The following is a 17,994-nucleotide window of genomic DNA, read 5'->3' on the forward strand; positions in this document are numbered from 1 at the left end:
GGGCGAATCATGATTCACAAGCTGTTGGTCGCCAACCGGGGCGAGATCGCCCGCCGGATCTTCGCCACCTGCCGGGCGCTCGGCATCGAGACGGTAGCGGTGCACTCCGACGCGGACGCCGACGCGCCCTTCGTCGCCGAGGCCGACCAGGCCGTACGCCTGCCCGGCAACAGCTCCGCCGAGACGTACCTGCGGATCGACCTCATCCTCGACGCGGCCCGGCGCTGCGGGGCGGACGCCGTCCATCCCGGCTACGGCTTCCTCGCCGAGAACGCCGACTTCGCCACGGCGGTGGCCGACGCCGGCCTGACCTGGGTCGGCCCGCCCGCCAAGGCGATCGCCGCGATGGGCGACAAGTTGGCCGCCAAGACGCTGCTCGCCGAGGCCGGCGTACCCATGCTGCCCAGCTGGACCGACGCGGACCAGGTCACCGCCTTCCCGGTGCTGGTCAAGGCGTCCGCCGGGGGCGGCGGACGCGGCATGCGGATCGTCCGCGACCCGGCGGGGCTCGCCGAGGCCGTCGCCGGTGCGCGCCGCGAGGCGGCGTCGGCCTTCGGCGACGGCACGGTCTTCATCGAGCGGTACGTCGAACAGGGCCGGCACGTCGAGGTGCAGATCGTCGGCGACCGGCACGGTACGGTGCTCGCCCTCGGCGAGCGGGACTGCTCGATCCAGCGCCGCCACCAGAAGATCGTCGAGGAGGCGCCGGCGCTGCTCGATGCCGAGGTGCGGGCCCGACTGCACCGGGCGGCGGTGGCCGCCGGCCAGGCCGTCGACTATGTCGGGGCGGGCACGGTGGAGTTCCTGCTCACCGAGGAGGGCGAGTTCTTCTTCCTGGAGATGAACACCCGGCTCCAGGTCGAGCATCCGGTCACCGAGGCGGTCACCGGCCTGGACCTGGTCCGGCTGCAACTGCTTGTCGCCGAGGGTGAGCCCCTGCCGCTGTCGGCGACCCCACCGACCCAGGGCCACGCCATCGAGGTACGCCTCTGCGCCGAGGACCCCACCCAGGGGTACCGCCCGGCGACCGGCACCCTGCACCGGTTCGCGGTGCCCGGGGTGGCCGCCGAGTTCACCCCGCATCAGGGATTGCGGCTGGACTCCGGCGTGGTCGACGGCTCGGTGGTGAGCGTGCACTACGACTCGATGCTCGCCAAGCTGATCGCCTGGGCACCCACCCGCACCGAGGCGGCCCGCGCCCTGGCCGGTGCCCTCGCCCGGGCCGAACTGCACGGCGTCACCACCAACCGGGACCTGCTGGTCCGGGTGCTGCGCAGCCCGGAGTTCGGTGCCACGCAGGTCGACACCGGCTTCCTGGACCGGCACCCGGAGGTCCTCGCCCCGCTGCTGCCGCCCGCCGAGCTTCCCCTGGTGGCCCTGGCCGCCGCGCTCGCCTCGGCCGCCGCCCGCCGCGCCGACGCACCGGTGCTGGCCGGGCTGCCGTCCGGCTGGCGCAACGTGCCCGCCGTCCCGCAGGTCACCCGGTTCACCAGCGGCGACGGCGGCGAGATCGAGGTCCGCTACCGGTTGGACCGGACGGGTCGGCTCGCGCACTGGTCGACCACACCGCCCGAGCCGGGCGAGGTGCCTGCGGTCACCCTGGTCGAGGCCAGCCCGGAGCGGGTCGTGCTGGAGGTGGCCGGGGTGCGGCGGGCGTACCGCGTACACCGGGTCGGGTCGGAGGTCTTCGTGGACGGCCCGGACTCCGCGGCGCGGCTGGTCGAGTCGCCGCGGTTCCCGTTGCCCGGCGCGGCGCTGGCCGCCGGGTCGCTGCTCGCCCCGCTGCCCGGCGCGGTGACCCGGGTGCACGTCGAGGTCGGCCAGCAGGTCGCCGCCGGTGACCTGCTGCTGACCCTGGAAGCGATGAAGCTGGAACACCCCGTTTTCGCCCCGACCGACGGCGTGGTCACCGAACTGCCGGTCCCGCCCGGCGGGCAGGTCGACACGGGTGCCGTGCTCGCCGTGGTCAACCCGCTTGAGGAGACATCGTGACGAACTTCGACCTCAGCCCGGAACAGGACCAGTTACGCGAGGCGGTGCGCGCGCTGGGCCGTCGGTACGGTCACCGCTACTTCGTGGAGAAGGCCAAGGCCGGCGAGCACACCACCGAGCTGTGGCACGAGGCGGGCCGGCTCGGCTACCTCGGCGTCAACATCCCCACCGAGTACGGCGGCGGTGGCGGCGGCATCACCGAACTGGCCATCGTCTGCGAGGAGTTGGCCGCCGCCGGCTGCCCGCTGCTGCTGCTCGTGGTCTCCCCCGCGATCGCCGCCACGGTCATCCACCGGCACGGCACCGAGGAGCAGCGCAAACGCCACCTGCCCGGGTTGGCCGACGGCTCCCAGAAGATCGTCTTCGCGATCACCGAACCGGAGGCGGGCTCGAACTTCCACCGCCTGGCCACCGTGGCCCGTCGCGACGGCGACGACTGGCTGCTGTCCGGACGCAAGTGCTACATCTCCGGCGTCGACGAGGCGCAGCACGTGCTGGTGGTGGCCCGTACCGAGGACGCGGCGACCGGTAAGCTCAAGCCCGCGCTGTTCCTCGTGCCCACCGACGCGCCCGGGATGACCCGTTCCAAGCTCGACATGGAGATCGTGTCCCCGGAGAACCAGTTCCTGCTCTACCTCGACGATGTCCGGCTGCCCGCCGACGCGCTGGTCGGTGAGTCCCTCGACGCCGGTCTGCCGGCGCTGTTCGCCGGGCTGAACCCGGAGCGGATCACGGTCGCCGCGATGGGTGCCGGCACCGGCCGGTACGCCATCGAGCGGGCCACCGAGTACACCGCCACCCGGAAGGTCTGGGGCGGCCGGACCATCGGCACCCACCAGGGGGTCTCCCACCCGCTGGCACACGCCGCCGTACAGGTGGAGCTGGCCCGGCTGATGATCCAGAAGGCGGCGGCGCTCTACGACGCCGGGCGGGATCTGGAGGCGGGCGTGGCCGGCAACATGGCCAAGTACGCCTCCAGCGAGGCCGCGGCGCTGGCCGTCGACACCGCCGTCCAGGCCCTCGGCGGTGCCGGCATGACCACCGAGTACGGCGTGGCCACCCTGCTCGGTGCGGTACGCGCCAGCCGGATCGCCCCGGTCAGCCGCGAGATGATCCTCAACTTCGTCGCCCAACACATCCTCGGCCAGGACAAGTCGTACTGAGCCGGGGAGGACGGGCCGGGGTACGGCGGGCGACCCGAACGCCTGCCGTACCCCGGTGAATCGAACGTAACTCAGCGACCGGCCGGTGTCGCGACCGGCAGCGGTGCCATCACTGGCGGTAGCTGCTTCGGCGCACCAGGACGCGGCGCGCGCTGCGCGGCCATGTCGCTGCTGGGCACCTCGGCCCGGGTGGTCGCCGCGAACTCCGGCACCTCCTGGAAGGGCTGAATGTCACCCTTGCAGACCGTGCCCTTCCTGGGCAGCGTCAGCCGCAGCAGGTACGCGTCCATGGCATCGGTCACGCAGGCCGAGGTCCCGTACGCGGTGTGCCCCCAACTGTCGCTGGACAGCAGCCGGCTGTTCGGCAGCAGCTTCGACGTGGACACCGCCAGGTTGAAGTTGGTTGCCGGGTCCCAGTAGTTGCCGACCACCAGCACCGGGTTGGCGGTCCGCCGGTCGAACGGGCCGGTGAACCGGTCCTCGTCGCGTACCGTCCAACTGCCCCGGGCGCAGAGCGCGTTGGTCCAGGTCCAGAGCCGACCGAAGTACGGGTCCCGCTTGTCGGCCCTGGCCGCCCGTGCCGGCCAGGAGGCGATGTCCTTCGGGTGGTTGGCGTCGGTGCAGTCCACCCCCAGGAACGCCTCCTGCATGTTGTCGTACGGGATGTCGTCGAAGCGGGCCTGAGCCAGCCACCGGCCCAGCGCGGCCCGTGCCTGCTCGCGGTCCGCCTCGGATGCCGTCGGGTCGGTCAACCGCAGCACCTCGGCGGTCAACCACATGATGTCGCCGTCGTTCCACGGGTAGTACAGCAACCGCAGGACGTAGCCGATGAAGCTGGTGTAGGTGAAGGGACGCGGGCCGAGGTACGGGACGTCGATGACCACCGGCCCGGCCTTCAGCCGCTGCATCGCCAGCTCGAACTTGGCCGCCGGGTCGCCGGGGGCCAGCGGGCAGAGGTCGGCGCCGACGGTCCTGCACCGCTTCAGGATCTCGCTGAGCGCCTTGTACGCGCCCTGCGCGCTGCGCATCCGCGACTCCTGGTCGACGTCGCCGTACTTCCCGCCACCGACCCAGGCGGTCGCGTCCAGCACCCCGTCGATCGCCACGGCGCGAACCCGGTCAGGGAACATGTTCGCGTAGTACTGCCCGAGGATGCTGCCGTAGCTGTATCCCAGGTAGGTCAGCTTCTTGTCGCCGACGGCCCGGCGCAGCACGTCCATGTCCCGGGCCACCTGGGCGGTGGACATCGCGCCACTGATCGGCCTGCCCGTGGTGGAGCAGGCCCTGCCGACGGCGACCGAGGAGGCGACGTACGCCTTCTCCTCCGCCCTGGTGTACGGGAAGGCGACGGTCAACCCCTCGTACGCCCGGGCCTGTTCCTCGACCGACCGGAAGCACCTGATCGGGTTGCTGGCACCCACCCCACGCGGGTCCATCCCGACGATGTCGAACCGCTCCAGCAGCACGTCACTGAGGAAGTACGGCGCGGCCAGGACGGTGGCGCTGGCCGGGACCCCGGGGCCACCCGGGTTGATGAAGAGGCTGCCGATCCTGCGCTTCTGGTCGCGTGCCTTGACCCGCACGACTGCCACCTGGGTGGTGGGGCCCTTCGGGTCGTCGTAGTCCAGTGGCAGGTCGACCGTGGCGCACTCGGCGCCCTCGTCGCACTCCGCCCAGTTCATCTCGGGAGTGGGTACCCGGTCGACGCGCAGGCTCTCCTTGATGCTTGTGCGGTGCGAGACGGTCGCACCACCGATGGCGATCGGGGCGGCAGCGGCGGGTGTGACCGCCATCCCGGCGAGCAGTACGCCGGTGATAGCCGCTGCGGCCAGTGTCCGGGCTGGTCGTGGCATAGGGACGCCTTCCGGTGGGGTGTGGGACACGTCGAGTCGAGGCTCGACCCACGACCACTTTAGATACTCAGAACTCATTGAGGTGATCTCAGCAAGATTCGGGTAGGTAGCGGTATTCGAAGTGAGTCAGGTGTAGCGCGGCGGCGACGATCTCGCCGATCCGGCGTGGGCTGGCGGTGGTGTGGCGGAGCGTTTTCCAGCGTCCGGTCAGGATGGCGAAGCCGCGTTCGCCTTGCCAGCGCAGGCCGCGTAGCAGCCGGTTGTAGGCGCGGTTGTCGGGTGCGAGTCGGCTGCCGTCGGCGGGCTGTTTGATCGGTGTCTTGATGCCGTGGCCTGCGCTTTCGTAGCCGGAGTCGGCCAGGGTGGGCAGGTCGAGTTCGGCGGCGGACCAGTTCAATGCGGCGGTGACACCGAGTTCGCGGGCGCAGCTGGTGTCGTGCAGATGCGCGGGCATAGCCTGCGAGGTCCAGATCGGCAGCCCGTCTGGGCGCATGATCGCTTGGATGTTCGCGCCGAAGTCGCGGTGCTTTCCGGAGTACCAGGCGTCGATGGTCTCGCCCTTGACCGACAGGGTGGTCTCGGTGAGGCGGTCGCAGTCGAACAGCTTGCCGTCGAGGATCACGTGCGACCAGCCGTCGTCGGCGGCACGGCGCAGCGCGGTGTGTAAGTCGCTTGCTTGCGCGGCGAGTACCGCGATGCCCTCGTCGCGGTAGCGGTACGCGGTCGCCCGGGAGATCCCGAACCCCGCGCCGAGCAGGGCCAGGTCCTCGCCCTTGCGGAACCAGATCAGCACCAACAACGCCTGGTAGAAGCAGGTCAACGCGCGAGTGCCGCGCCGGGTCCCCTTGGCTCGACGCTCGGCGGCAAGCAGCCGGCCGAGATGCTGCACGAGTTCCCTCGGGACGTCGACCATGGCACGATAGGCAATCACGTGGAGCCCTCTCGAAGACGTGTTTCTGTCGCAAGGACGTGTCTATCGATGGCTCCACGCCTGTTTCCATCACCGCCCGACTCGACACCTTCGCCCGTGTCGTACTAATCAACACTTTTGCGCTGCTGAGATCACCTCATTGCTTTACCGGACAAAAGCGTCTTATCGTGGCATTCACTCGGGCGAATGTAACAACCTGTTCATCAGATGGGCCGTATTCAGCGGCACGATGCCGAGAGTTTTCCCAATCATGGGAAGTCCGTAGTTGACAGACCGGCGATCCCCGACATTCTGGACGAGTGAAACGCTTCTCCGACGCCCGAACCGTCGCGGTGGTCGCCGCCATCGCGGCCTGCTGGTTACTGGCGTCGCTGGTCGCCGGACGCCGACAGGATCTACTCGGCGTGGCGATGGCCCTGCTCTGCGTCCTGCTCGCCACCGTCGCCGGAGTGGCCGTCGCTGCCGCCCGTCAACAGGATGCCGCCGTTGCGTCCGATCCCGCGCCTCCACTCGGGCCTGCCAACGCCGCGCCGCCGGGCGTGGACGCCGACACGCTGGAGACGTTGGGCGACCGCGACGCGGTCCGCGCGATGCGGGCCCGCTACCGAACCGACGGCGACCAGTGACCGGGCATCCGCCCGCACACCGGTCGCGCCGCCCGGTCAGTTGCCGGTGAGCGTGGGCGAGGCCAGTCCGTCCAGCCCACGTCCGGCCAGGCAGCGATACGTGGGGTCGACCTGCGCGTCGGCCGGAGGTAGCACCTCCAGGTTCCAGCCGGTCGTCGTACGCCCCCCGCTGATCAGCCGGAACGTCTCCTCGTTGCAGACCCGCTGGACAGCCGGATCGGCCACGATCTCGTCGTGGTCGGCGTCGGCCAGCGCGGCAGGCAACTCACCCTGAGCGTAGCTCTCCCAGGTGTGTCGGCTGTCGCACGGCACCCGGCTCGCCTCGGCCCGTTGACCCCGCACCTGCACCGGCCCGAAGCACTCCAACTCCTCCGCACAGCGGGCCCCGCTGGGCAGCGCCTGCGGCACGGCGGCACAACCCGGCCGAAGTACGCCGGTCGCCGAAGGACGAGCGGGCAGGGTCGGCTGCGTCGACGGCAGACCACCGGCTGCCCAGGCGCCGACCCCGGCCGACGCGGCCAACGCGGCAACTCCGGCCATGCCGAAGAACCAGCGTCGCCGACGCTGCCGGGCGGAGTCGCCGGAGACCGCGGCAGTGGGCGGCGGGTGGGGCGGACCGGCGGCGGCGTACCGACCGCCACCGAATCCGATCGAGCTGTCCTGGGCGTATCCGCCGGGAGCACCCAGAGAGAGACCGGCCAGCAGGTCGCGCAACTCCGCGGCGGACGGCCGCTCCCCCGGATCGTTGGCCATGCCCACGCGGAGCACGTCCATCAGGTCCTCCGGCACCCCGGGCAGGCTGGGGATCGGCTGATGGAACATCTCCAGCACGGTCACCAGGCTCGGGTTCCGCTCGGCCTGCCAGCGGGGCGGCCGACCGTGCATGACCGCATAGAGCGTGGCGCAGAGCGCGTACACGTCGACGGCCGGCGACGGCGGACTGTGATTGAACATCTCCGGTGGCGCGTACGCCGGGGTGAGCACCTCCAGGGCGACCGAGGCGTCCCGCATCTCGGCGACCACCGCCAGCCCGAAGTCGGCCAGCACCGCGCTGTTGAAGTGCGAGTAGAGGATGTTCGCGGGTTTCACGTCGCGGTGCAGCACGCCCGCGCCGTGCGAATGGGCGATCGCATCGGCGATCTTGACACCGAGGTCGCGGGCCTCGACGGCATCCAGCGGCGAGGTACGCATCCGCTCGGCGTACGACCCGTCGCAGAGTTCCATGATCAGGTAGGGGTGCTGGTCGATGGTGACGCCGACGTCGAACAGGTCCACCACGTGCGGGTGTGACGACATCCGGCCGGCCGCCCGCGCTTCGCGCAGGAAACGCGCCTGGTCCCGCTCGCTGGCCAGGGTGCGATTCTCCACCTTGACCGCGACCTCACGACCTACCGAGATCTGAGTGGCCCGGTAGACCGTCGCGTAACCACCCCGGGCAAATACCTGCAAATCAGTCAGACCAGGCACAATGGGCATCGGCAAGGAGCCGGGCGGCGTGTCGGTCACGGTATCGAAAATACCCAACCGCACCGTCCGCTCAATGAACCGCATCGGCAGACGGCTCCACGTTCGACGTTCCCGCCCCGCCGCGCCCACCCGAATCCGCAGGTTCGCCGGCCCGCCGGGCATCCCACCAGAGGCCCGCGGCGGTGGCCAACGCGCCCAGGCCCTCCCAGGCCGCCACCCCGAAGAACGCGCCGGGCGCCACGTCGGCCAGCACCGCGAGCGTGAACACCGTGAACGTGACAAGCCGGAAGACCACCGTGAAGCGGTAGAACGCCCGCCACTCGGTGGCGGTGGCGAGCAGGTAGTAGACGCCCATGTTGAACGAGGCCATCGACGAGGCGGTCACGAAGACACCCGTGTAGTCGCCGGCCGTACGGGTCTCCGGAATCTCGAAGCCGAGCATCCCCAGCAGCGTCTCCGGCCAGATCAGCCCGACCGCGCCCATCAGCAGTGCCAACACGCCGAACACGGCGATCGTCCAGCCGGCAACCGAGCGCGGCAGCCTCATCTTCAGCCCTCCCCCTTGACGGCCCAGCGACCACGTCGACAAACGCGGGCAACTGCACGGTAACCGTCGGCGTTACGAATCACATCACCGAAACCGACACACCTGCAGCTGCCGTACCAACCCGCCGCAGCAGGGACGGGTCAGCCGGCGGCGCGTAGCCGGGCCAGCAGGGACTCGGCGGCGGCGCGCTCGCTGCGCTGCTCGGTGGCGTACGCCAGACGGACCGCCTCCTCGGCACGGGCCGTCGCCTCGGCCGGGCGACCACACGCAGCCAACGCCTCGGCGAGCACGCTCACCGCGATCACCTGACTGCGGACGTCCTCCGCGGGCACCTGCACCGCCCGCCGGGCCCAGTCCAACGCCTGCTCCCGCTGTTCGTGCGCGAGCAGCGCCGAGGCGTACCGCGCCATCGACTGCCGGCGGGCGAACAGCAACGAGGGCGTACCGGCCGCAGCGGTGGCGACCGGCGCGAGCAGCCCGACCGCGGTACCGGAGTCGCCGGCCGCCAGCCGGGCGGTCGCCAGCAGCACCCGGGGCGCCACCTGTGCGGGCGCCTGCGGGTTGTGCGGTTCGACGCTGGTGAGCACGGCCCGGGCGTCGCTTTCGGCAGCGCTGACGTCGCCCATGTCCAGCGCCACGAAGCCGCGCAGGGTGCCGGCCATCCCGGTGAGCAACGGGTGGCCCGTACGGTGGGCGTAGGCCATCGCGTCGGTGAGCAGGTCGGCGGCGTGCTCCGGCTCGCCCAGCCCGCGGGCGACCACCCCGCGTACGACCAGGGCGAAGCCCTGCCCCCACTCGTCGGAGGCGGCGGCGAACTCCCGGTACGCCCGCCGAGCCTCCCGATCGGCGTCGGCAAGGTCACCGAGTTCGGCCTTGGCGTACGCGTCGACGGCCCGCAGGGTGCCCACCGCCCACGACTCGCCGACCCGCTCACCGAACGGCAGGAAGATCCGGGCCAGCCGGTGCGCCTCCCGGAGCCGGCCGGCGAGCAGCCGCGCGAAGGCGGTGGTGCCGCGCAGCCAGGCCCGGCCGTACGGGTCCTTGAGTTCGGCGAAGAGTCGAGCCGCCCGGCCGAGGACGGCGTCCGTACCGGCGAAGTCCCCTCGGGTGGTGGTCACCCAGGCCAGATTCTGCAACGACCAGGCCTGCCCCCGGCGGTCCTGTGCCGCCAGGCTGACCTGGTACGCGGCGGCCAGCCGACTGCTCGCCTGACCCAACCGGCCGGCAAGGAAGTCCGCCATGCCCAGTCGCCGCATCGCCGACGCCCGCAGGGCGGGCAGGTCGGCGTCGGTGGCCACCTGCAACGCCTCCCGCCAGTACGTCTCCGCCCGCCGCAGGTCACCCATCAACTGCTGGGCCTGCCCGGCGAGCAGCAGCGCGCTGACCCGGGTCGCCGCCTGGTCCCCGGCGTTCGCCGCGATCTTCTCGGCGTAGGCCAGCGCGTCGGCGGCCTGCCCGACCTGCAGCAGCGCCCGGGCGTGGACCACCCGGTCGGCACCCGGCACCTCGCCCCGGGCCAGTGCGGCGGCACGCTCGGCGTACTCGACGGCCAGCGCCGGCTCACCCTCCTGCAACGACCGACGCGCGGCGCGGCCGAGCGCGGCGACGCCCAGCGGCGCGACCGCCCGGGCCGGCGCGTCCGGACGCAGGGTGACCGCGTCGGCCAACGCGGTCGCCCGTTCGACGTGACCGGCCACGAAGTCGTCCCGGGCGGCATCGGCGAAGCCACCCGGACCGCCCGATCCGCTCTCCGGCGGCGCCGCCCAACGGGCCAACGCGGCGTGCCGTTCGGCCAGCTCAGCCTTGCTTATCCCGGAGTACGCCGCCTCCCGCATCAGCGGTGTGGCGAACGCGTAGCCGGTCCGGGTGCGGTGCAGCATGCGGCGTTGCAGCAACTCCTCCACCGCCCGCTCCTGCTCGACCGCGACCACCGCTGCCGGCCGGCCGGCCCGACCGGCGCGTTGTTCCCACAGCGCCTCCAGCGCCCCGTCGGGCACCGTGTCACCGACCACCGCCGCGTCCCGCAGCACCGCGCGGGCCTCCGGCGGCAGGGCGTCGATCCGAGCCGCGAGCACGGCCGCCAGGTCGCGGGAGAGCAGCCGGCTACCGAGCGAGCCGGGCACCAACCGCCAACTGTTGCCCGCCCCGGCGGTCAACGCGCCGCGTTCCATCAGCAGGGTGACCAGTTCCGCCAGGTAGAAGGGGTTTCCCTGGGCGGTGGCGAGCAGTCGGTCGGCGTCGGCCTGGGGCAGCCGCCCGCCGTTGAGATAGCTGGTGAGCAGGCGGGCCGCGTCGGCGCCACGCAGCGGCGGCAGCGCGTGCACCTCGGCGTCCGCGACCCGGGTCAGGGTCCCGGCGGTACGCACCAGTTCGGGCCGGCCGAGCAGCAGCACCAGGATCGAACCGTTGAGCCGGGAGAGGGTGACCTCCAGCGCCCGGATCGTCTCGCTGGTGGCGTCGTGCAGGTCGTCCACCACCACCATCAGCGGCGCCTCGGCGGCGAGCGCGCTGAGCAGGTCCGCCACCGCGTTGGGCACCGCCTCGGCGTCGGGCGGCGGAGAGTTGCTCCAGTCGACCTGGTCGGTGCCGGTGGGCAGTTCGGCGTACCCGAGCAGGGCCAGCAGCTGGTCGACGGCGACCGGGGCAGGATCGGGACGGAACCGGCTGAGTCGCTGTCCGAGCCGTCGCAGGCGCTCCTCCACCGCCGCCCGGGTGACCGCGGTGGCCGTGTCGTTGGGCAGGCCGGCGGCGGCGCGTACCAGGTCGGCGAGGGGGGCGAGCCGGCGGCGCTCGCCGAACGCGGCACACCGTACCGACAGCACCCGGGCGCCGGTGTGGGCCGCGTACCGTCCGGCACCCACGTCGTAGCCGGCGGCGAGACGTTCCACCTCGGCGGCGAACCGGGACTTGCCGATGCCCGCCTCGGCGGTCATCAGCAGCACGCGGGGCTCACCCCGGTCGATCACCTCGGCCAGTCGCCCGGCGACCCGACCGATCTCGGTCTCCCGACCCACGTAGGGCGCCTCGTCACCGAGACCGGACCGGGTTCCCGGGGCGTCCAGCAGGCCGAGCAACTCGTACGCCTCGACCGGCTCGCGCTTGCCCTTGAGCCGCAACGGCCGCAGCGCCCGCCAGCTGGCCACGTGCCGGGTGGCCGCGGCGGTGCGCGCCCCGGCGTAGACCGCGCCGACGGCGGCGGCGTCGGCCAGCCGGGCGGCGGTGTTCACGGTGTCGCCGATGACGGTGTACTCGATGGCGGCCTGGATGCCGGCGATCACGTCGCCGGTGTTCAGGCCGACCCGCAGGCCCAGCGGTGCGCCACCACCGCGCTCGTCGTCGAGCACCCGGCGCACCGCCCGCTGCATGGACAACGCGGCGCGCACGGCCCGCTCGGCGTCGTCCTCGTGGGCCACGGGCGCACCGAAGACCGCCATGATCCCGTCGCCGGTCAGCTTGTCGACGTGCCCACCGAAGGTCTTCACCGCCCCGGCGAGGGAGGCCAGCACCCGGTCGGTGACCGCGCCGACCCGCTCCGGGTCGAGATCCTCCGACCAACTGGTGAAGTCGGACAGGTCGCCGAAGAGCACGGTCACCACCCGGCGCTCGGCGGCCGGCAGGGTCGCGGCGGCCGGCAGCGCGGCACCACAGTTGTGGCAGAACCGGCCACCGGGTACGGCGACGGTTCCACAGACCGGGCAGGTCACGGCGTGTCCAACCCCACGCCGTCAGCGCCGGTGTCCCGGCCCAGATACTCCAGTTGGGCACGGACCGACCACTCCGCCGCCCACCACAACGACCGGTCCACGTCGGCGTAGACCTTCGCGACCACCTCCGCCGCGGTCTGCGCACCCTCGTCGAGGGCTGCCCGGACCTGGTCGAGCCGGGCCCGCCGGTGGGCGAGGTAGAACTCGGCGGCGGCACCGCAGTCGGCAAGCGCCGGGCCGTGTCCCGGCAACGCCGGGATCCCCCGGTACGTCGAGAGCAGTTCCAGGCTGGCCAGGTAGTCGCCGAGGTGGCCGTCCGGGTGGGCGACGACGGTGGTGCCTCGGCCCAGGATAGTGTCGCCGGTCAGCACCACCTGCCGGCCTTCCCGCTCGACCAGCAGGCAGATCGAGTCGGCGGTGTGTCCCGGGGTCGGCACCAGCCGGATGGACAGCCCGCACCCGTCGCCGCCCAGTTCGACGCCGGCCGGTTCGTCGCCGGTCAGCCCGCCGCCGGCCGGTTCGTCGCCGGTCAGGGGCGGGGCGGCGATGCTGTACGCGGGGTCGACGGCCCGGACCGGCACCCCGTCGAGCAGTTCGTGCAGCCGCGGGGAGCCCTCGGTGTGGTCGGGATGCCCGTGGGTGATCAGGACCAGCCCGATCGGCCCGAGCGCGGCGATCGCTGCCAGGTGCCCCTCGTCAGCCGGCCCCGGATCGACCAGGACGCCGTACGCCGCACCGGGAGCCCGCAGCAGCCAGGTGTTGGTGCCATCCAGCGTCATCACGCCCGGATTGGGCGCGCGTAGCAACGTCACCCACTCCGGCAGTTCGCTGGCGAGGGCGGTCACCGCCCCCGTCACATGCCCTCCCATGGCTGCGATCGTACGACCCCGCCAACCCGCCCCCGCGATCTTGCACTTTCAGTCCCCGATTCGCCCCTGATTAGGGCGTTTCGTCCCGACCGAAAGTGCAAGATCGCGGGAGAGGGAGAGGGGGCGGGGTTAGGCGACCTCGACGATTACTTCGACCTCGACGGGGGCGTCGAGGGGGAGTTCGGCGACGCCGACGGCGCTGCGGGCGTGGCGGCCGGCTTCGCCGAAGACGGCGCCGAAGAGGTCGGACGCGCCGTTGATGACGGCGGGCTGGCCGGTGAAGCCGGACGCGCTCGCGACGAAGCCGGTCAGCTTGACCACCTTGACGACGTTCTCCAGGCCGACCAGCGCGTCGATCGCGCCGAGCGCGTTGAGCGCACACTGCTGGGCGAGCTGCTTGGCCTGATCGGCGGAGACGCCGGCACCGACCTTGCCGGTGGCCAGCAACTTGCCGGCCGAGATCGGCAGCTGGCCGGAGACGTAGACGTGCTGGCCGGACTGCACCGCCGGCAGATAGCTGGCCACCGGCGGCACCACCTCCGGCACCGCCAGCCCGAGCTCGGCCAGCTTGGCGTGCGGCCCGCTCATGCCTTCGGCCGCTTCAGGTACGCGACGAGCTGCTCGGGATTCGGTCCGGGTACGACGGAGACGAGTTCCCATCCGTCCTCACCCCAGTTGTCGAGGATCTGCTTGGTCGCGTGGACCAGCAGCGGGACGGTGGCGTATTCCCACTTCTGCATCGTCGGAGAACTCCCTCGGTGGCATGGACACTTCGGGCCACAGCCTACGGTCCACCGCTCGGCTCGGAGGCGGGACGCGGTTCGGGTGTGGTCGGCAGGTCCCCGCAGGGGCCCCGATGGTCGTACGGCTGGGGGCAACGCGTGCGGTCGGCCAGCAGCAGGTCACAGAAGACGCGGTGGCGGTTGTTCTGGTCGTCGGCGGTCGACACCTCGGTCTCCCCCGCGTCCAGCTCGGGCAGGAAGTTCAGGGAGGTGGCCACCCGGCCGGCCAGGGTGGTCGCGGCGGCCAAGTCGGTCACCTTGATCGGCAGATGGATGACGTACCCGGGGCTCTCCTCGTCCCGCCCGCCGGCCGGCTCCAGGCCCGGCGGGTCGACCGGACGCCGATAGGACCGCTCGTTGACCGGCAGCCGGCCCAGGGCACCGACCCCGACCGGCCGGCCGCCCCCGCGTGCCCCGGACGGGAACTGGGCTCGGGGAGTGTTTTCCGTGTCGCGCATGCGCTTCCTCCGGGCGTCGTACCTGGTCACGGCACCCCCCGACGATCCGGAGCCGCTGCCTCCGACCCCGGCCCGGACGTGCCGGAGCGACCGTAGGACGGCCCACAGGTCCCATCAACCAAGACGCGCGCGCCAGGGGCGTTCGGTCGCATTTGTGACACCTTTCCAGCAGTACGCTGATCGTGTCCGCGCCCCACGGACACCACGCCCCACGCAGTCCCCACCCGGACCGCTACCCTTCCCGTCTGGACGGGCACCCTGCCCGGCCGCCCGATCCCACCGCTCGCCGGCGCCCCGCGGCGATGCGCCCATACCGGGGGGACGCGATGACCCAGCCACCCACCAGCGGCCCGACCGGCCCCACGGAACTGCCGCCGCCCCCGCCCACCTCGCCACCTCCGCCCGGTTATCCGCCGACCGGTTACCCGCCGTACGCGGCACCGGCCGGCCGACCGCCCCGCAAGCGCGGTGCCCTGCTGGCCGCGCTCGCGCTCGCGGTGGTGTTGGTGCTCTGCGCCGGCGGCGGCGTGGCCGCGTTCCTGACGGTGCGTAACGCCGAGTCCGGCGAGGGCGCACCCGAGCCCTCCGTGGCGGTGGACGAGTTCCTCACCGCGATCTACCAGGAACGGGATGCGGCGAAGGCGTCCCGCCTGGTGTGCAGCTCCGCCCGGGACCAGCAGAAGATCCGCGCCAAGGTCGCCGAGGTCGAGGAATACCTGTCGGCTCACCAGAGCCCCCGGTTCCGCTGGGACACCCCGAAGGTGGACAACGAGACCGGTGACCGTGCCACGGTCACCACCACGGTGACGGTGACCACGGCCGACGAGAAGATCGCCGACCAGGATCTGCGCTTCACCGTGATCCGCAAGACGGGCTGGTGGGTCTGCGAGGTCGCCTGAGCCCGCCGGATGGATAGGCTCGACAGGTGGGAGCAACGCAGCGACCGGCCGATCGGGCCGGCACCGATTGGCCCGCCCGCCTGCACGTGGTGACCGGCAAGGGCGGCACGGGCAAGACCAGCGTGGCTGCCGCGCTGGCCCTGGGCCTGGCCGCCGGTGGGCGTCGCACGCTGCTGGTCGAGGTGGAGGGGCGGCAGGGCATCGCGCAACTCTTCGGCACGCAGCCGTTGCCGTACGCCGAGCGGCACCTGGTCGACGCGCGCGACGGCGGCGAGGTGTACGCGCTGGCGGTGGACGCCGAAGAGGCGCTGCTGGAATACCTGGACATGTTCTACAAGCTCGGCGCGGCCGGCCGGGCGCTGCGCAAGCTGGGTGCGATCGACTTCGCCACCACCATCGCCCCCGGGCTGCGCGACGTGCTGCTCACCGGCAAGGTCAAGGAGGCCACCACCCGCACCGCCGACGGGCGACGGGTGTACGACGCCGTGGTGCTGGACGCCCCGCCCACCGGTCGGATCGGCCGATTCCTGAACGTGACCGCCGAGACCGCCCGGCTGGCCAAGGTCGGCCCGATCAAGACCCAGAGCGAGGGGGTCGCGGCGTTGCTGCGCTCGCCGATGACCGCCGTGCACGTGGTGACCCTGCTCGAAGAGATGCCGGTGCAGGAGACGATCGACGCGATCGGCGAGCTGACCTCGCTCGGCTTCGGCGTGGGCAAAGTGATCATCAACGCGGCCCGGCCGCCGCTGCCGACGGGACAGCTGGTCACCGAGGCGGAGTTGGAGCAGGGGCTGCGCGCCGCCGGCCTGCCGGTCGAGCGGCGGCTCGTCGCCGGCCTGCACGACGAGGCACGTGACCAGGTGATCCGCCGGGAGCTGGAGGATTCGCTCCGCGCCGACCTGGTGGAGCTGGGCATACCGCTGGTGGAGTTGCCCCTGCTGCCCGGTGGGATGGACCGAGCCGGCCTCGACATCCTCGCCGCAGCCCTGTTGAGGGGCGATTGACTCACACCTTGACGTCGGGCTGACACGTCAGCGGGGTTGGCCCGATACGCTCAATTGGTGCCTTCCGACAACGCCGCGCCACCGCTGGACGTCGACCAGATCCTGGCCGACCCCGGCGTACGGATCGTGGTCTGCTGCGGGGCCGGCGGAGTGGGCAAGACGACCACGGCCGCAGCGCTCGCGCTCCGTGCGGCCGAACAGCACGGCCGGCGTACGGTGGTGCTCACCATCGACCCGGCCCGGCGGCTGGCCCAGTCGCTCGGCCTGACCGAGCTGGACAACACGCCCCGGCAGGTCAAGGGGATCGACGTCGAGGCCAGCAGCGGCGAGTTGCACGCCATGATGCTGGATATGAAGCGCACCTTCGACGACGTGGTGCTCGCGCACACCGACCCGGCGAAGGCGGCGGAGATCTTCGCGAACCCCTTCTACCAGGCGATGAGTTCCACCTTCTCCGGCACCCAGGAATACATGGCCATGGAGAAGCTGGGTCAGCTGCACGCCCGGGGCGAGTGGGATCTGATCGTGGTGGACACCCCGCCGTCCCGCTCGGCGTTGGACTTCCTCGACGCACCGGCCCGGCTGTCCCGGTTTCTGGACGGCCGGATGCTGCGGCTGCTGCTCGCCCCGGCGCGTACCGGCGGTCGGAGCATGTTCAGCCTGGTCACCGCGTCCTTCGGGATGTTCTCCCGGGTCGTGCAGAAGGTGCTCGGCACGCAGCTGTTGACCGATCTGTCCGGCTTCGTCGCCGCGTTCGACTCGATGTTCGGCGGTTTCCGGCAGCGCGCGGAGCAGACGTACCGCATCCTGCAGGCCCGCGAGACCGCGTTTCTGCTGGTCGCGGCCCCCGAGCCGGACGCGGTCCGGGAGGCCGCCTACTTCGCCGGGCGGCTACGCGAGGAGAAGATGCCGCTCGTCGGTCTGGTGCTCAACCGGGTGCACCGTCCGGCGGTGCCCGAGTTGGACGCTCAGGCCAGCCGGGCCGCCGCTGACCGGCTGAGGTCGGTCGGTGGCCACGAGGGCACGGTCGAGGTGCTGCTCGCGCACGCCACCCTGGCCGAGCAGGCGGTCCGCGAACAGCAGGTTGCCGCACGGTTCACCGAGGAGTTCCCGCAGGTGCCGACCGTGTCGGTGACAGCGCAGCCCGCCGACGTGCACGACGTCGACGGGCTACGCACGATCGCAGCGGCGATCAGCCGCTCCTGAACGGCGGTCGGTGCGGCGATCAGTCGTTGCCGACCGCGCCGGTGGTGACGAGGATCTTGTCCTTGCCACTCTTGTCCTTGGCGTTCTTCTTCATCGCCGCCTCGAACATCTTGCGCCAACTGGCGACCTGCGGATGGCGGCGCAGCAGCGCCCGGCGTTCGCGTTCGGTCATGCCGCCCCACACGCCGAACTCGATCCGATTGTCCAGCGCGTCGGCCAGGCACTCGTACCGGACTGGGCAGCTACGGCAGATCCGCTTCGCCACGTTCTGTTCGGCGCCCTGTACGAACAACGCGTCCGGGTCCCCGTTCTGACACGCCGCCAGCGACGGCCAGTCAGTGATCATGCCCATCTGTACTCGTCCCCCCTTGCAGTACTACCGACGCCGTCGCGGGCCAGCCGGCAATTCCCCCCGATCGACCGGCACGCCTCACCCCAAGGCGGCACGGACGACTCATGTGGCGCTCTCGCCGCCCCCATCATGCTCTGTAGT

16 protein-coding genes are annotated in these 17,994 nt (G+C 71.9%); 6 read left to right on the plus strand and 10 right to left on the minus strand.

Annotation, left to right across the window (positions count from 1 at the left end):
- The first annotated feature begins 9 nt into the window (after positions 1 to 9).
- Positions 10 to 1,992 (plus strand): ATP-binding protein, encoded by a 1,983-nt coding sequence (locus JMF97_RS21375; protein ID WP_203223139.1) that lies wholly within the window; start codon positions 10 to 12, stop codon positions 1,990 to 1,992.
- Positions 1,989 to 3,155: an acyl-CoA dehydrogenase family protein gene (locus tag JMF97_RS21380; RefSeq protein ID WP_203223140.1), complete on the plus strand. Its 1,167-nt coding sequence runs from the start codon at positions 1,989 to 1,991 to the stop codon at positions 3,153 to 3,155. Before JMF97_RS21375 ends, JMF97_RS21380 begins: the two co-directional genes overlap by 4 nt.
- A 71-nt stretch (positions 3,156 to 3,226) precedes the next feature.
- Here the strand turns inward: JMF97_RS21380 and JMF97_RS21385 are convergent, their stop codons facing one another.
- Together JMF97_RS21385 and JMF97_RS21390 are read right to left on the minus strand one after the other, a co-directional pair.
- Positions 3,227 to 5,008: an alpha/beta hydrolase gene (locus JMF97_RS21385; protein ID WP_203223141.1), complete on the minus strand. Its 1,782-nt coding sequence runs from the start codon at positions 5,006 to 5,008 to the stop codon at positions 3,227 to 3,229.
- A gap of 88 nt (positions 5,009 to 5,096) precedes the next feature.
- Positions 5,097 to 5,921: a transposase family protein gene (locus tag JMF97_RS21390; RefSeq protein WP_203220950.1), complete on the minus strand. Its 825-nt coding sequence runs from the start codon at positions 5,919 to 5,921 to the stop codon at positions 5,097 to 5,099.
- A gap of 317 nt (positions 5,922 to 6,238) precedes the next feature.
- Here JMF97_RS21390 and JMF97_RS21395 point away from each other — a divergent pair, with 317 nt between their 5' ends.
- Positions 6,239 to 6,565 (plus strand): hypothetical protein, encoded by a 327-nt coding sequence (locus tag JMF97_RS21395; protein ID WP_013736313.1) that lies wholly within the window; start codon positions 6,239 to 6,241, stop codon positions 6,563 to 6,565.
- 36 nt (positions 6,566 to 6,601) lie between these two features.
- Here the strand turns inward: JMF97_RS21395 and JMF97_RS21400 are convergent, their stop codons facing one another.
- The 7 genes from JMF97_RS21400 to JMF97_RS21430 form a co-directional block, all read right to left on the minus strand.
- Positions 6,602 to 8,071, minus strand: coding sequence for a serine/threonine-protein kinase (locus JMF97_RS21400; RefSeq protein ID WP_203223142.1), 1,470 nt, complete (start codon positions 8,069 to 8,071; stop codon positions 6,602 to 6,604).
- A 31-nt stretch (positions 8,072 to 8,102) separates the two neighbouring features.
- A complete protein-coding gene (locus JMF97_RS21405; protein WP_203223143.1) occupies positions 8,103 to 8,579 on the minus strand; it encodes a hypothetical protein in 477 nt (158 codons plus the stop codon).
- A gap of 140 nt (positions 8,580 to 8,719) precedes the next feature.
- Positions 8,720 to 12,283 carry an adenylate/guanylate cyclase domain-containing protein gene (locus tag JMF97_RS21410; RefSeq protein ID WP_203223144.1) on the minus strand — a complete coding sequence of 1,188 codons (3,564 nt, stop codon included), beginning with the start codon at positions 12,281 to 12,283 and terminating at the stop codon, positions 8,720 to 8,722.
- Complete coding sequence (locus JMF97_RS21415) at positions 12,280 to 13,152, minus strand: MBL fold metallo-hydrolase (RefSeq protein ID WP_203223145.1); 873 nt, start codon at positions 13,150 to 13,152, stop codon at positions 12,280 to 12,282. The genes JMF97_RS21410 and JMF97_RS21415 overlap by 4 nt, the downstream gene beginning before the upstream one ends.
- A gap of 129 nt (positions 13,153 to 13,281) precedes the next feature.
- Positions 13,282 to 13,740 carry a RidA family protein gene (locus JMF97_RS21420; protein ID WP_013736318.1) on the minus strand — a complete coding sequence of 153 codons (459 nt, stop codon included), beginning with the start codon at positions 13,738 to 13,740 and terminating at the stop codon, positions 13,282 to 13,284.
- The gene (sp36, locus tag JMF97_RS21425) at positions 13,737 to 13,892 is read right to left on the minus strand and encodes a Sp36 family protein (protein ID WP_013736319.1); all 156 of its coding nucleotides are present in this window, start codon (positions 13,890 to 13,892) and stop codon (positions 13,737 to 13,739) included. Before sp36 ends, JMF97_RS21420 begins: the two co-directional genes overlap by 4 nt.
- A 44-nt stretch (positions 13,893 to 13,936) precedes the next feature.
- Positions 13,937 to 14,392, minus strand: coding sequence for a hypothetical protein (locus JMF97_RS21430; RefSeq protein WP_013736320.1), 456 nt, complete (start codon positions 14,390 to 14,392; stop codon positions 13,937 to 13,939).
- Between the two features lie 326 nt (positions 14,393 to 14,718).
- On the opposite strand from JMF97_RS21430, the gene JMF97_RS21435 reads away from it, so the two are divergent.
- The 3 genes from JMF97_RS21435 to bagB are packed head-to-tail and all read left to right on the plus strand — an operon-like array spanning position 14,719 to position 17,501.
- Positions 14,719 to 15,291: an Rv0361 family membrane protein gene (locus JMF97_RS21435; protein WP_203223146.1), complete on the plus strand. Its 573-nt coding sequence runs from the start codon at positions 14,719 to 14,721 to the stop codon at positions 15,289 to 15,291.
- A 26-nt stretch (positions 15,292 to 15,317) separates the two neighbouring features.
- Positions 15,318 to 16,295 carry an ATPase BagA gene (gene bagA / locus JMF97_RS21440; protein ID WP_203223147.1) on the plus strand — a complete coding sequence of 326 codons (978 nt, stop codon included), beginning with the start codon at positions 15,318 to 15,320 and terminating at the stop codon, positions 16,293 to 16,295.
- A 54-nt stretch (positions 16,296 to 16,349) separates the two neighbouring features.
- The gene (gene bagB, locus JMF97_RS21445; RefSeq protein ID WP_203223148.1) at positions 16,350 to 17,501 is read left to right on the plus strand and encodes an ArsA family ATPase; all 1,152 of its coding nucleotides are present in this window, start codon (positions 16,350 to 16,352) and stop codon (positions 17,499 to 17,501) included.
- 19 nt (positions 17,502 to 17,520) lie between these two features.
- Here the strand turns inward: bagB and JMF97_RS21450 are convergent, their stop codons facing one another.
- The gene (locus JMF97_RS21450) at positions 17,521 to 17,853 is read right to left on the minus strand and encodes a WhiB family transcriptional regulator (RefSeq protein ID WP_013736324.1); all 333 of its coding nucleotides are present in this window, start codon (positions 17,851 to 17,853) and stop codon (positions 17,521 to 17,523) included.
- Between the last annotated feature and the right edge of the window lie 141 nt (positions 17,854 to 17,994).

Origin of the sequence: Micromonospora fiedleri, assembly GCF_016774385.1 — a bacterium.
Lineage (GTDB): Bacteria > Actinomycetota > Actinomycetes > Mycobacteriales > Micromonosporaceae > Micromonospora > Micromonospora gifhornensis.